This window comes from Mucilaginibacter myungsuensis (genome assembly GCF_015222005.1).
GTDB lineage: Bacteria > Bacteroidota > Bacteroidia > Sphingobacteriales > Sphingobacteriaceae > Mucilaginibacter > Mucilaginibacter myungsuensis.
Genome location: NZ_JADFFL010000010.1, coordinates 68680 through 82055 on the forward strand (window position 1 = coordinate 68680; position 13376 = coordinate 82055).

Annotated in this window: 13 protein-coding genes and 1 tRNA gene; 10 read left to right on the top strand and 4 right to left on the bottom strand. The window is 45.4% G+C overall.

Going from position 1 to position 13376, the window contains the following annotated elements:
- On the top strand, window positions 1-1110 hold the full coding sequence (gene lpxB, locus IRJ16_RS20150) for a lipid-A-disaccharide synthase (RefSeq protein ID WP_194113452.1): 1110 nt from the start codon (window positions 1-3) through the stop codon (window positions 1108-1110).
- A gap of 79 nt (window positions 1111-1189) precedes the next feature.
- Here lpxB and IRJ16_RS20155 read toward each other — a convergent pair.
- Window positions 1190-1263 (bottom strand) — tRNA-Ala (locus tag IRJ16_RS20155).
- A 194-nt stretch (window positions 1264-1457) separates the two neighbouring features.
- Here IRJ16_RS20155 and IRJ16_RS20160 point away from each other — a divergent pair.
- From IRJ16_RS20160 to IRJ16_RS20190, 7 genes are all read left to right on the top strand, one after another.
- Complete coding sequence (locus tag IRJ16_RS20160; protein WP_194113453.1) at window positions 1458-1781, top strand: hypothetical protein; 324 nt, start codon at window positions 1458-1460, stop codon at window positions 1779-1781.
- Window positions 1782-1871: 90 nt separating this feature from the next.
- The gene (locus IRJ16_RS20165; RefSeq protein WP_194113454.1) at window positions 1872-2300 is read left to right on the top strand and encodes a tail fiber domain-containing protein; all 429 of its coding nucleotides are present in this window, start codon (window positions 1872-1874) and stop codon (window positions 2298-2300) included.
- Between the two features lie 578 nt (window positions 2301-2878).
- A complete protein-coding gene (locus IRJ16_RS20170; RefSeq protein ID WP_228080352.1) occupies window positions 2879-4078 on the top strand; it encodes an MFS transporter in 1200 nt (399 codons plus the stop codon).
- A gap of 189 nt (window positions 4079-4267) precedes the next feature.
- Complete coding sequence (locus IRJ16_RS20175; RefSeq protein ID WP_194113457.1) at window positions 4268-4453, top strand: hypothetical protein; 186 nt, start codon at window positions 4268-4270, stop codon at window positions 4451-4453.
- Between the two features lie 36 nt (window positions 4454-4489).
- Window positions 4490-4651 carry a hypothetical protein gene (locus IRJ16_RS20180; protein ID WP_194113458.1) on the top strand — a complete coding sequence of 54 codons (162 nt, stop codon included), beginning with the start codon at window positions 4490-4492 and terminating at the stop codon, window positions 4649-4651.
- Between the two features lie 42 nt (window positions 4652-4693).
- On the top strand, window positions 4694-4846 hold the full coding sequence (locus tag IRJ16_RS20185; protein ID WP_194113460.1) for a hypothetical protein: 153 nt from the start codon (window positions 4694-4696) through the stop codon (window positions 4844-4846).
- Window positions 4847-5182: 336 nt separating this feature from the next.
- Complete coding sequence (locus IRJ16_RS20190) at window positions 5183-6997, top strand: glycoside hydrolase family 2 protein (RefSeq protein WP_290246139.1); 1815 nt, start codon at window positions 5183-5185, stop codon at window positions 6995-6997.
- 331 nt (window positions 6998-7328) lie between these two features.
- Here the strand turns inward: IRJ16_RS20190 and IRJ16_RS20195 are convergent, their stop codons facing one another.
- Window positions 7329-8645, bottom strand: a complete 1317-nt coding sequence (locus IRJ16_RS20195; protein WP_194113461.1) for a right-handed parallel beta-helix repeat-containing protein — start codon at window positions 8643-8645, stop codon at window positions 7329-7331.
- Window positions 8646-8914: 269 nt separating this feature from the next.
- On the opposite strand from IRJ16_RS20195, the gene IRJ16_RS20200 reads away from it, so the two are divergent.
- Both IRJ16_RS20200 and IRJ16_RS20205 read left to right on the top strand, forming a co-directional pair.
- Window positions 8915-9664 (top strand): SDR family NAD(P)-dependent oxidoreductase, encoded by a 750-nt coding sequence (locus IRJ16_RS20200; protein WP_194113462.1) that lies wholly within the window; start codon window positions 8915-8917, stop codon window positions 9662-9664.
- 52 nt (window positions 9665-9716) lie between these two features.
- Complete coding sequence (locus IRJ16_RS20205) at window positions 9717-10295, top strand: TetR/AcrR family transcriptional regulator (RefSeq protein ID WP_194113463.1); 579 nt, start codon at window positions 9717-9719, stop codon at window positions 10293-10295.
- 389 nt (window positions 10296-10684) lie between these two features.
- On the opposite strand, the gene IRJ16_RS20210 is transcribed toward IRJ16_RS20205, so the two are convergent.
- Entirely contained in the window at window positions 10685-11416 is a 732-nt protein-coding gene (locus IRJ16_RS20210) for a DUF3667 domain-containing protein (protein ID WP_194113464.1), read from the bottom strand.
- 295 nt (window positions 11417-11711) lie between these two features.
- Window positions 11712-13292, bottom strand: coding sequence for an ADP-ribosylglycohydrolase family protein (locus tag IRJ16_RS20215; protein WP_228080354.1), 1581 nt, complete (start codon window positions 13290-13292; stop codon window positions 11712-11714).
- Window positions 13293-13376 lie beyond the last annotated feature (84 nt).

Below are 13376 nucleotides of genomic sequence, written 5' to 3' on the forward strand. Positions count from 1 at the left end.
ATGAAGTATTATCTGGTAGCGGGCGAGGCCTCGGGCGATCTGCATGGCGCCAACTTAATGAAGGCGTTGAAAGAACGCGATCCGCAAGCGGAGTTCCGTTTCTTCGGCGGCGACCTGATGGCTGCGCAAGGCGGAACGCTGGTAAAGCATTATGCCGATATGGCCTTCATGGGTTTTGTAGAAGTGGTACTGAACTTACGCACCATCCTGCAGAACATGAAGCAATGCAAAGCCGACATCAGCGCCTGGCAACCTGATGTTGTGGTTTTGATCGACTTCCCCGGCTTTAACCTCAAAATTGCCGAATATGCCAAAGGCCAAGGTTTTAAAACCTGCTATTACATCTCCCCCAAAGTTTGGGCATGGAACCAAAAGCGGGTCCTCAAGATCAAGCGCGTGGTCGACCATCTGTTCTGCATACTGCCCTTCGAGGTGGAGTTTTACAAGGGTTGGGGAATGGATGTAGATTATGTGGGCAATCCTCTTTTAGATGCGGTATCGGCTTTTAAAGCCGACCCTCGCTTCCTCGCCAAACACGATCTGACTGATAGATCGATCGTGGCCTTACTACCCGGTAGCCGTAAGCAAGAGATAAGCCGTTTACTGCCGGATATGATTGCAGTATCGCACAAATTCCCTCAATATCAATTTGTAATAGCCGGCGCGCCATCTTTTGACGCGGCATACTACGATCAATACCTGCAAGGACAGCAGATCCCCATTATATTTAATGGTACTTACGATCTGTTGAGTAACGCCGAAGCCGCAGTAGTAGCATCAGGCACGGCCATGTTAGAGACAGCTTTATTCAACGTGCCGCAAGTGGTAGTATATAAAGGCGGCGCTATCACTATCGGCATTGCCAGGATGCTGATCAAGATAAAATACATATCGCTGGTCAATCTGATCATGGATGCACCAGTGGTAAAAGAATTGATACAACAAGATTGCAACCCCGAAATGATATCGGCCGAACTGGAGCGTTTGCTGCATGATTTCGACTATCGCACAGCGATGTTAAATAACTACGATGCATTAGACCTGCGGATGGGTGAGCCGGGTGCATCGGCAAAGACGGCGGGTTTGATCGTGAGCTATTTGAATAAGTGATCCGCGGAACTTCGTATACCTCTAAAACGATACTAAACAAAAAAGCCGCTTTACGAATTTCGTAAGCGGCTTTTTCTTGTGGAGAATATCGGAGTCGAACCGATGACCTCTTGCATGCCATGCAAGCGCTCTAGCCAGCTGAGCTAATCCCCCGTTTTGTTGGGAGTGCAAATATATATCTTTGTTGCTACTTTCCCAATTTAGTTTGAAATTCTTATCGCAGGTTTAAAATTTGCTTTTGAGACGTATAAGCCACCGGTTTATCACCCTGACCAGCCCGTCGGTTTTTGAATAAAACCTTTAGGAGTTTAATGTACTTTGTTATGTTTGCATAGTAATTATTAACAATGCCGCTTAACTGGGTAAAATATTGTTTCGTTTTTGTTTGTCTGTTCTGCATATTGGAGAGCACTGGTATATCTGTGTTAAAGTTTTTGACCCACAAAAACATCAGCCAAACCGAGCAACAGCAGGCTAACGAGGACGAGAACACCAACGAGCGCGCCGAAACCAAAGAGAACCGCCTCAAGGTGTTATGGTCGTCAGACCTCGACCTGCCTATCCCGGCTGTTTTTGTACAGGAGCATCATATAATTTACCCCGACGAACGGTGCACGGCCCACCTGGCTTGGGTACCGCCTGTCCCTACGCCACCTCCCGATCTGGTTTAATTTACCGTATCTGTCTGTTAAGCATGCCTGCCCGCGATGTTGCGTTGGGCTATTGACTACATTTTTAAATTAAACATTAAGATCATTATCATGAAAACTGCATTCAAATTTGCATCAGCATTTGCTATTATATTATCGGCCACTGTATTTACCGCTAAAGCGCAACAGGTTAACGATGCCGACATTAAAAAGAACGCTGCCCCGGTTACCAACTCGTTAAGTTTCATTACCCGTTTAGAGCCGGTGACCTACGAGTATAATAAAAGCGATAATAAAAAATTGAACCTGCCCGAGGGTAAACAATATGGCTTTATTGCCAGCGATGCCGAGCAGGTTACACCATGGGCTATAAAAACTCAGAACAGCTGGCAAACCATTGGTAAAAACCAGCAAAAGGCAATTACTACGCACGAGGTTGATCTGCAAAAATTAGTGCCGCTATTGGTTGGCGCTATCAAAGAGCAGCAGGCCGAGATAGAAAAATTGAAACAAGAGGTAGAAGCTTTAAAGAAAAAGTAAAAGAGTTGAACCTTAGATGTGAGAAGAGCGACGTGGCCCGAAAAGGCGCGTCGCTTTTTTTTTGATACCAATATCGTTACCTAAACTTTACCAGGATACAGATCTGATATTGCGTTGCATTTGTACTTTTGCCGGCCGTGAAAAACCGAAAGTTTATAAAAAAGTAAAGCCCCTGATGGGCAGGGGCCTTTACTAACCAATTATAAACCTAAATTATGAGAAGACGTTTTAATGTGTGTTTCTTAAAACGGTGTAAAAGTAACACTTTGTTTTGATATCTGTTAAACTTTTTTCAATTTTTCTTTAAAAAGTTTGTCATTGTTGTATCAAAAAACAAAAACCGTTCAAAAAACTACTTTTTTTATCCATCATTGCGATGTGATGGAACAAATGTAAAAACATTTATTAACAAAACATTAAAAAATTACTAAAAGTTTTAAAATAGTTGTAAAAACTACTCGAAAACGCATTTGTAAATGCACTTAAATGCATTTATGCAGTGGTAAATATATTGTTAGAGTACTTTTTGGTGAAATTTTTGGGTAAAATCATCAAAAATTTAGAGAAATATCAAGAATATGTCTAATTCGACAGTGAAAGTGCCGCTCACCTCGGCTATTTTATGGATAATGACCCTTATAACAGCCATTGTAGTAGCAAATATCTACTATAATCAGCCTTTGCTGGGCGATATTGCCATTTCTTTCGGTATAAATAGTGCGAAAGTAGGTCAGGTTGCCGTTTTTACGCAGATCGGTTACGCTTTAGGGCTATTATTGATCGTCCCGCTGGGCGATATGTTCGAGCGGAGACAATTAATGCTTACAGATCTAGTATTTGTGATCATTTCGTTACTGGTAGCAGCATCTGCATCCAATATTTATGTACTGTTAGTGGCCAGTTTGTTTGTAGGTATCACGTCGGTCATCCCGCAATTGCTCATCCCTATGGCGGCTCATTTGGCCGAACCGCACGAACGCGGTAAAAAGATAGGTTTTGTAATGAGCGGCTTGTTGGTCGGCATCCTGGCATCGCGCACGGTCAGCGGTTTTGTAGGCGAGCATTTTGGCTGGAGGGCTATGTTCTATGCCGCCGCCGGTATGATGTTGATCATTTGGCTGCTGATCTATTTTGTATTACCAAAGGTAGAGGCCGACTATACCGGTAAATATAAAGATCTGATGCTGTCGTTGATAGAATTGGTCCGCAAGGAACCTGCCTTACGGGTAGCCTCATTACGCGGAGCCTTATGTTTTGCCTGTTTCAGCGCGTTTTGGACCACGCTGGTGTTCCTACTGAAAACTAACTTCAATTTAGGGGCCGATGTAGCCGGCGGCTTCGGCATATTGGGTGTGCTGGGGGCAGTCGCTGCAGGCATGATGGGCCGGCTGACCGATAAGATGGATGCCTATAAGCTATCAGCCTTTACTATCATATTATTAATAGCCTCTTTCGGCTTGTTTGCCATCTCGGGCAACAGCCTCATATTATTAGGCATCGGCGTTGTTTTGATGGATGTTGGCGTGCAGGCCACACACATCACCAATCAGGCTATTATATTCTCGTTAAACCCGGCTGCACGCAATAGGGTCAACACAGTTTATATGACCACTTACTTTGTTGGCGGTTCGGCAGGGACATTTTTGGCTACCCTCGCTTGGGAGCATTACCAATGGGCGGGCGTATGTATTATCGGGCTATGTTTATCTACTGCCGCTTTGCTGGTGCACCTGGCCAGTCGCAAGACCATGCGGCTGCACAGGCAAACTGTAGGGTGAGTTGACCGATAAATAAAACACAGTGTATATTTTATTGTAAGCCTTGTGTCATCCGCAGTATACAAAACAGCCTCAACACGCTGTTTTTTATTTTTGCAAGACACGTAAATGACAATTTTTTATCAAAAACTCAAAGTTTGGCACTGATATGGTATATAGTTTACCACATCAGCAATAAAATACTGAAAAATGATAGTCGCTAACAACCATACAGATCCCGAGGAAGAAAAAGAATGGGAAGACCCCGCTCATCCGTTGGAGGCTTCTGATGCCCGCGACAGAGAGCAATTGGAACGCCAGCATGAAGAGGCCAAGCGCCGCAAGGACAACCTCACTGAGACCGACCACATTGACAAAGAGAAAGAAGACGAGTAGTTAACACAACATACATTCAACAAAGACATTACCACTATGAAAACGCCAACCACATCGACCGTAGATAAATTACTTAACCGCTTTGATAAAGAGTTACGCAAACTATTGCTGACCGACCTATCAGCCAACCGCAACACCAAAGCCAATTTGGTTAGTGCTATCCAAAACAAATTAACCCCAAGCTTAAAAGCTGCCTAATTATACATTTTTCAACACAAAACTATTAACACACATTTACCTATGAAAAGCGCAAACAGAAAACCGGCCCCAAGCAAATTAGTTGCAAAGTTCGATGCCATATTAATGGAAATTTTAAGGGAAGACCTGAAAGCCTTCCGCGCTAACAACCCTGCCATACGTAAGGTAGGTGAGCAACACCTGCTTGCCGCCTGATCCACATACATCTACCTGTAAATACATTTACTACTACCTATTGAAAAATCGGTAAGGCCTTCTGTTAAAGAGGGCCTTATTTATTTTGTGGTGAGTTCAAGATAAGTAAATGAACGCCCCTGTTTCCATCGCTACCGGCAGCCCCGCTCTACACTGCAAGTCCGCACTGCGCTATGCTCCGTTTACGGGCTTTCCGTTCCGATCGGGTTTATGTTGAACGGTTCGTAGCATCTATGTGCTGTTCTGATATTAGTAGCCTCACCGGCCATTTACCAATACCACAATTATAATTATCTTTAACCGGGCCCCGGCTGTCATTAAACCCACTACATCATCGTGAAAAGATTCATACCACTGCTTTCGATCCTTTTGACCGCTTTAACAATCCTGTCTGCAACGACCGTTAACGCCCAAATACCCAAACTCCCCACCCAGTGGACCGACCAGGCCATGAAGGCTTCCCTGCCATTCCCCGAATACCCGCGCCCGCAATTGGTGCGTAAGGATTGGCTTAACCTAAATGGCAAATGGGACTACATGGGAGGGAAGGACGTAGCAAGCGCAATGGATCCAGCCAAACCGGCCGAATTATCGGGCTCCGATAAGATACTCGTACCTTACTGTCCCGAGTCGGTGATATCGGGTATCGAGCGTAAGCAGGAGATCAATATGTGGTACCGTCGCACTTTCGAGGTGCCGTCGGGATGGAAGGATAAGGACGTGATCATCCACTTTGATGCTGTGGATCATGATGCTACCGTATTTGTGAACGGCCAAAAAGCAGGCAAACATGCCGGTGGATACGATGGCTTCAGTTTCAATATCAGCTCATTGTTAAAGCCGGGTGCTAATACATTGGTGGTTGCCGCTTACGACCCTAACGATGGTCGCGCACCGTCGGGTAAGAATGGTCCGCGTGGAGATTATACCTACACATCAGGCATTTGGCAATCAGTTTGGCTGGAGCCGGTGAGCAAGACCTATATCGAAAACATCCGCTTAACGCCTGATGTACCCAACAGCCGTTTAAAGGTTACGGTCAAAGCCGCCGGTGGTCAGGTCATTGCCAAGGTACTGGACGGAAAAAAGAGCGTATCAGAAGTAACAGGCAATGCCAGTACCGAATTCTATATCCCAATTAAAGATGCCAAACTGTGGTCTCCGGATGCGCCGTTCCTGTATGATCTGAAACTGTCATTACGCGATAATAGCGGCGCGGTGACTGACGAGGTGACCAGCTACTTCGGCATGCGCGAAGTTGGCTTGGGTAAAGTCAACGGCGTGGTCCGGCCGTTGCTAAACGGCAAATTTCTGATGCAGGTAGGTTTGCTGGATCAGGGCTACTGGCCCGATGGCATCCTGACCGCACCGACAGACGCGGGCTTGAAATTCGACGTAGAATTTACCAAACGGGCCGGTTTTAACATGATCCGCAAACACATGAAGACCGAGCCTAAGCGCTTTTACTACTGGGCCGATAAACTGGGCATTATGATCTGGCAGGATATGCCGGCCATTTGGTACCAGAACCAGGATACCGCTAAAGTACGTACCGTGTTCCGCAAGGAGCTGAAGGCGGTGATGGACGATAACTACAATTCGCCCTGCATTACTACTTGGGTGCCCTTTAACGAGAACTGGGGCGCGTTCGACGTGAAAGAGATCACCGACTGGGTGAAAAAATACGACCCCACCAGACTGGTGAACGGTAACTCAGGCTTTAACAACAATCCCGGCTACCAAAAGGCGCTCGGGGATCCCGGCAACGGCGACTATGTGGATACGCATATTTACATAGGCCCCAACGATGCATCAAAGCCGGATGGTAAGCGTGCTGCATCTTTGGGTGAGTACGGTGGCATAGGCCTTTTCGTGCGGGGGCACATGTGGCCGGTAGAGAATAATGCCTACGGTTACGAGCCTACCAAAACTGCCCTGAGCGATCGCTATGTATTACTGATGGATCAGGTAGAGCAACTGATGAAGTACCACGGCCTGAGCGTAGCCGTGTACACCCAAACCACCGATGTAGAGCACGAGATAAACGGCCTGCTCACTTACGATCGCGCGTTCGAGAAAATGGATGTAGAGAAGGTTCGTCAGGTCAATCAGGCGGTCATCCAGTCTGGTAAGGCGTTAAACGATAAATAGCGGTCCGTACGCTCACAGCGTTCATGTTCACGCGTGAACATGAGGTAGGCGACAAATGTAACTAATTGATAGTCAGTAGTGAAAAACTTTATCGTGAACAAGGTTTTGGTGAATTTTTAGGCTGTTTATTGATGTAACTAATTGTTTATTAGTGTTTTGTATACTGTTCACGGCGAATTTTGTCCCGATCAAAATCGTGAACGATCATTCAGCGGCTTTTTTTTTGCCCGTCCATGACGCAGCTTTACACGAAAAGTTAGTTAAACATCTCGCAAAAAAATTTAATTCTATTGCATTGCCGATGGTATTTTAGTGTCAAGCTAAAATACCATCATCGTATATAGCCCTCTACCTTATCGATATGTCCTCTCACGGTCCACCCGCTGATATTACCTTTAACATTTATAATATCGTAACCGGCGTCATGTAAAACAGTCTTACGGTTGTCAATAATTTTATTTCGGCGGATAGTTGTTTGGGTACAGTTGCTAACTTCTACGATCCTGCCACTATAGTTACTCCTATCGATATCGCAATTTGTAAACGAGTTATTAATTAACGAAAGACCATCTACCTGCGCCACATAGCACCCATTTACATAAGAGCTATGTATTATATTGTTCTCGATCTTTATGTTCCTAAGCCGGGTATCGGGATTGTTGATCAGATCGTCTTTATCGTTAACACCAACAAAAATAGCGGATCGACCGCTGGTCAACTGCCCGTTATTGATAAAGGTCTTTTTTAATATAGTTTGTTTCCCTCCATTATAAGACAATTGATTGTATAAGATCGAAACCTTATTTACACGTGCGGTACCTCCGGGAAATAGCTTTTCAGAATTAAAGACAGCAATGCCAGAATTAACAGTATTAGTGATCTTATTATAGCTTATTACCACATCAGCGCAACCGATAGAAGAGAAGCCCTGGTACGCATTTTTAACGGTATTACCGGTGATAGTGGCATGGCCCGCCTGGGCATATCCTTGGTTTTGTAGAACTGTTTTCTGTTCGTTTATGCCATAATCATGAATGGACATCGCATCGTCCTTTATATTTTCTAAGTGATTACCCGAGTAAATAAGCTTTGCTGAATAGTGGGCGTAAATGCCGTCACGGAAACAATCTGATATATGATTATTCTTAATAGCAGCATTTGTCACCGCTATCATGCTTATGCCCATTTGCCCCGACCCTTTAATAGTTACGCTTTGAACTTTTAAATTTTTTATGTTTACGAAAGTAAATACGTGGTCCTCGGCGTTTTTACTTTCTTCAACGGGCATTTTATTGCGACCCCATGTCCCACCATTAATGCTGATATTTTGGCCGTTAATAAAAGCCAGTAACCCCTTGGTATCGCTAAAGTTTTTTATGATCGCGTTTTGGGCAATTATAGTTTTGTTACTGATGCCGCTGAACTTTACCTGCCCAATTATCTTATAAACACCCTTTGGTATGTAAATGATATTACCTGTGTTGATAGCTCGCACAAAGGCGCGGGTATCATCGTGCGTCCCGTTGCCAATTGCTCCAAAATCTTTTATGTTAACACTTTTGCTATAAGCGATCGACTGTAGAAATATTAATGGAAACAATAACACAAGTCTGGTAAGGCTGCTGGTGTTTGGGTTTTTCTTTTTCATTATCAAAATATTATCCGCCCGTCTGCTCTCTCGCGAAGAAAATTGAATGCTACCTCTTCGTCTATTCCGGTTAAACTCCTTCGTTTACATCAAGATACTTAATATTATTCGCAGAGTGCACAAAGAAATTTGCGCACGTGCTCAGGCAAAGATATATCAATTCCACTTCCGTCACCCCAACCTCATAAAATACAATAACGGAACGTTTGTTCCGATTTGTATCTATATTTGGAACGTTCATTCTGTTATAAACATGAACGTCAAAAAAAATGAAAAAATTACAAGATAAAGTAGCGGTAGTTACAGGTGCATCAAAAGGTATTGGTGCCGCCATTGCAAAAAGTTTGGCTGTCGAAGGTGCTTCGGTAGTAGTTAATTACGCATCGTCAAAAGCAGGTGCTGATAAAGTGGTGGCTGATATTGTTGCAGCCGGTGGCAAGGCCGTTGCCGTACAGGCCGACGTTTCTAAAACAGCCGATGTTGACCGTTTATTTGCCGAGACCACTGCAGCCTTTGGCGAGGTGGATGTGTTGGTGAACAACGCCGGTGTGTATGAATTTGGCGCGATAGAAGTTATTAATGAGGAGCATTTTAACCGTCAGTTCAACACCAACGTGTTAGGCTTGCTACTGACTACCCAGGGCGCGGTTAAAAGCTTTGGCGATAGGGGCGGGAGTATCATCAACATCAGTTCTACCGTTACTAAGATCACGCCTCCGGGCAGCGCGGTTTACACAGCAAGTAAAGCAGCGGTAGATGCTATCACCGAAGTATTGTCTAAAGAGTTAGGCCCCAAAGGCATCCGTGTAAATGCCATCAACCCAGGCATGGTCGAGACCGAAGGTACGCACACTGCCGGTTTCATTGGCAGCGATTTTCAAAAACAGATAGAGACCCAAGTTCCGCTTGGCCGTATCGGTCAGCCAGATGATATTGCGCCGATAGCGGTGTTCCTGGCCTCTAACGATTCGGCCTGGTTAACCGGCGAGATACTGATAGCCAGCGGCGGTCATCGTTAAGATGTCGGTTAAAAACATTAAATTGCCCGCCTAAAGCGGGCTTTACCCATTTATGGCCAGAACAAAGGATTTTGACGAGAACGAGGTTTTAAAAAAGGCAGTATGCCTTTTTTGGGACAAAGGCTACAATGGCACCTCCATGCAGGATCTGGTGGATGGCCTTGGCATCAGCCGTTCCAGCTTGTACGATACCTTTGGCGATAAGCACCAGCTATACCTTAAAGCGTTGGACAGTTACCGCCAGGGATACGGAAGCCAGTTATGCGCCCTCACCAGTTCGGCCCCATCATCGCGCCAGGCAATACGCGACCTATTGGATCTGGTTGTGAACGACCTGCTGAACGACGAGCAACGCAAAGGCTGCTTTATGGTTAACGCCGGTATAGAACTGGCCAGTCACGATAAACAGGTTAACCAATTGGTCTGCGATACCGAGAACCAGTTGGAACAAGCCTTCCTGAAAGTGATCCGCCAGGGGCAGGAGAACGGCCAGATCGCCAATGATAAAGACCCGCTGGCCCTGACCCGTTTCCTTAACAACACGGTAAAAGGCCTGCAAGTATCGGCCCGGTCAACTACCGAGCGTAGTTACTTTGAACAGATCGTAGAGATGGCGATGATGGTGTTGTAGACGAAGGTCCTTCGTTCTTAACCATGACATGTCATGGTGAGTTATTAGATCCGTTGAAACTTTAAGGTGAGATGACAAGCCCAAGTCTCCCCGCTTGAGCGGGGAAGCACTGAACGAACATCAAGCAGAAACTTTCATAGGGGTGTGTCCTTTTCGCAAACCTTGCAAGTGAAGGACACACCCCTGACCCCGCTCAAGCGGGGAAGCGAGACGTTAAAACGTTTTCTACCTACTTGTCGTACGTACCGCGTCGAACCATGGTGGGGTGGGCTTGAACGCTATGCAAGTGGTCGCTATGCAGGTCGGCCATGGCCCGCGCACGTCGCACTCCGACATGCTCAGTGTGATACTTTTGCCCAGTACAATTCTGTGGCAGCTTCGTGTGGGTATCAATGTTTGATCAACACATCAACCAGCGCGCCTAACAATAATATCACCGCCGAAAAAGTCACCATCCCTAATAAGTAGGCAAAAAAAGCTTTCAAGTAAGCGGAAATCTTTTTGGCGTTAAAAAATTGCCCAATGGCCCATGTACAGTAAGCGATGCCAATAACGGCCGCTATTTGCATGGCAGGTATTTTTAGCAAAGCCTCGGCAATTACAAATAGCGCAAAGATCAGCATGCCCATCCCCATTGCAAAGCATAATAAGATGAGTATCTCAAAAAAATTATAACCGCTCCGCCTAAAGAACAGTTGTAACCACAACGCTATAAAAATACCCATCATAATATTTGAGTATCCGTAATGCCCTTCTACCCAGGCAAACATTTTAGCGGCAGAAGAGGTGGCTTGCCCTTGGTAGCTTACATACCCCTCGCCGACGTGAAAAAAATGACTAATGGTAGAATAAACTAACGATGTAATGATGATAAAGATAATGGGCTTTACCAGGCGGCTGCGGTTATCGGTAATAAACTCTTTAACGTTGCGCCCCGGGCGGACCAATAGTTCCCAAACGGTATATAATATCCCTTTTTCCAGATGCAGCAGGTGTTGTATCTCGTGCGACACATAATGGCCATCCACTCGTTTCAGCACTACTGCCTGGCCACAGTTCGAACAATATTTACCGGTTATTGATGTTTCGCAGTTTTTGCAAAGAGGAATAGTTTCTGTCACGATCTTAGGGTAAGGTGAATAAATGACCTACCGATCAAAGCAGGCCGATGGCACTAAGATCGAAATAAAATATGGATCGTTAACGATATGGCGCAAATAATCCAAAGAGATCCTTTTGCCCGTACAAGTCTGTGACCATATCCGTTAACTTAAGCTTTTTCCGAACAATTTGTCATCCTGGAACAACGTGAAGGATCTTAAAGAATTGCACGGTGGATAAGCAGGTCCGCTCTGCTACGTTACGGATCCTTCGCTACGCTCCCGAATGACAAATTACTTAAGTTAACGGATATGGTCACAAACTTGCACGGGCGGGGATCTTATCCGTATAAACCAAATTATCCCATATCCGCAACTCATAATTGGGGTCGGGGTTTAGGATCACGATCTTTACGGTGTGTTGTTTGTTGGGTAACTGATATTTCCAGAACAGGTCATACCTGCGCGTGGTAAATGATGTAGGCAGATCAGCGGTCTCTATCTTTTCGCCATCGAGGTAAATTTCGGCTTTGATCACACCATCGGGGATGTCACCACGTCTTTTTTCGCCCGCCCCGCGTACAACAAAACCCGCTCCGGTGAAGGTGAACTGTATGGTGTTGGCCGTTTTGCTCTCGTTCTTTACAGGTTGTTTTTCAACGGCCGTCATCCCTTGAAAACTTTGCTCTAAACGTACCCTTGCCGGGGTTTGCAATTTAATGGTCACCTTATCGCCATCTACTTTGCCGCCGTTAGCCTTGATGGTGTGCAACGCATGTTTCATACTGATGCTGTAGACTTTATTTAACGACATCGTAGTGTATTTAAAGTCCATGTCCTCTACCTCTTTTAAGCCTTGTTTCCAATAAGCCGGTATCTTATCATAGCCTAAAACTACCCCTAAAATTCCGCCTGCCGATGACGGATTACAATCCGAATCCTGACCTGTGCGCGTGGCTATCTCCATGGTTTTGGTAAAGTCGCCATTGCCGTAAAGCAGGCCCATGGTCACATAGGCGGCATTCAACTTAGCGTCAATATCCAATTGTGCCAACACGCCTTCAGGGCAGCCATGCTCTTCGGCCCAGGTGCGTTGCAACTCAAACCAGCAGCGTTTCCAATCCGCAGGGTACAGTTTATGCCATTTAACCACATCGGCAATGCAACGGTAAAACTGGCTTTGCTGCGGGATAGCTTTCAATGAACTTTCTACGATGTAATTGAGATCGTGTGACGTAAACGCCTGACTATACATAGCACCAATGAAAACGCCGCCATACCAACCATCGCCGTAGTTCATAATGTGACCTATCTTATCGCCGATATTTATGGCGGTGTTAGGCATGGCTGGTGCCATCAATCCCGAAAAATCAGCCTCTATCTGAAAGTCGATATCATCGGCATGCGGGTTATTTAACCAATGGCCGGTAGCCGGTGCTTTTAGCCCTTTCAGGATGTTATAACGCGCCGCCTGGTTAGCATGCCACAGATTATACTTAGCATGGGCGAAGGCGTTAGCGAACGAATCTACCGGAGCATCCATGCCTACTCGTTCCAAAATGTCCACAAAAGTGAGGTCCATATAAATATCATCGTACAGGTCGGGCCATTCGGTCATGGTCTTTTTCAGGTAGCCATTGTACCAGGCTATCTTTTGGTAATCCTGTATAAAAGTGCCGTTGTATCTAAATTCGGTCGGGCCGCCAAAGGTTACGCCGATGGTTTGCCCCGCCCAACCGCCTTTGATCTTATTTTGCAGGGTAGCTTTGCTAATAGTTAGCGTTGCTGCTTTGGCTTTAGTTTGTGCCGATGCAACGCTACTAACAGCCAAAACGCATACGAACAACAAGAACGTTTTAACGGCATAGCGGCCGATCAAATGGATGGGCATTTTCATAAGTATATATTGGTTACGACCAAAATAGATATTTGCCGATAAGAAAGTACTGCTTTTAGGAATAAACGTAAAACATTTTATTCA

What these genes read in the sequence shown, in the direction of transcription:
- lpxB (WP_194113452.1), top strand. Translation starts at nt 1, where the DNA reads ATGAAGTATTATCTGGTAGCGGGCGAGGCCTCGGGCGATCTGCATGGC.
- IRJ16_RS20160 (WP_194113453.1), top strand. Translation starts at nt 1,458, where the DNA reads ATGCCGCTTAACTGGGTAAAATATTGTTTCGTTTTTGTTTGTCTGTTC.
- IRJ16_RS20165 (WP_194113454.1), top strand. Translation starts at nt 1,872, where the DNA reads ATGAAAACTGCATTCAAATTTGCATCAGCATTTGCTATTATATTATCG.
- IRJ16_RS20170 (WP_228080352.1), top strand. Translation starts at nt 2,879, where the DNA reads ATGTCTAATTCGACAGTGAAAGTGCCGCTCACCTCGGCTATTTTATGG.
- IRJ16_RS20175 (WP_194113457.1), top strand. Translation starts at nt 4,268, where the DNA reads ATGATAGTCGCTAACAACCATACAGATCCCGAGGAAGAAAAAGAATGG.
- IRJ16_RS20180 (WP_194113458.1), top strand. Translation starts at nt 4,490, where the DNA reads ATGAAAACGCCAACCACATCGACCGTAGATAAATTACTTAACCGCTTT.
- IRJ16_RS20185 (WP_194113460.1), top strand. Translation starts at nt 4,694, where the DNA reads ATGAAAAGCGCAAACAGAAAACCGGCCCCAAGCAAATTAGTTGCAAAG.
- IRJ16_RS20195 (WP_194113461.1), bottom strand. Translation starts at nt 8,645, where the DNA reads ATGAAAAAGAAAAACCCAAACACCAGCAGCCTTACCAGACTTGTGTTA.
- IRJ16_RS20200 (WP_194113462.1), top strand. Translation starts at nt 8,915, where the DNA reads ATGAAAAAATTACAAGATAAAGTAGCGGTAGTTACAGGTGCATCAAAA.
- IRJ16_RS20205 (WP_194113463.1), top strand. Translation starts at nt 9,717, where the DNA reads ATGGCCAGAACAAAGGATTTTGACGAGAACGAGGTTTTAAAAAAGGCA.
- IRJ16_RS20215 (WP_228080354.1), bottom strand. Translation starts at nt 13,292, where the DNA reads ATGAAAATGCCCATCCATTTGATCGGCCGCTATGCCGTTAAAACGTTC.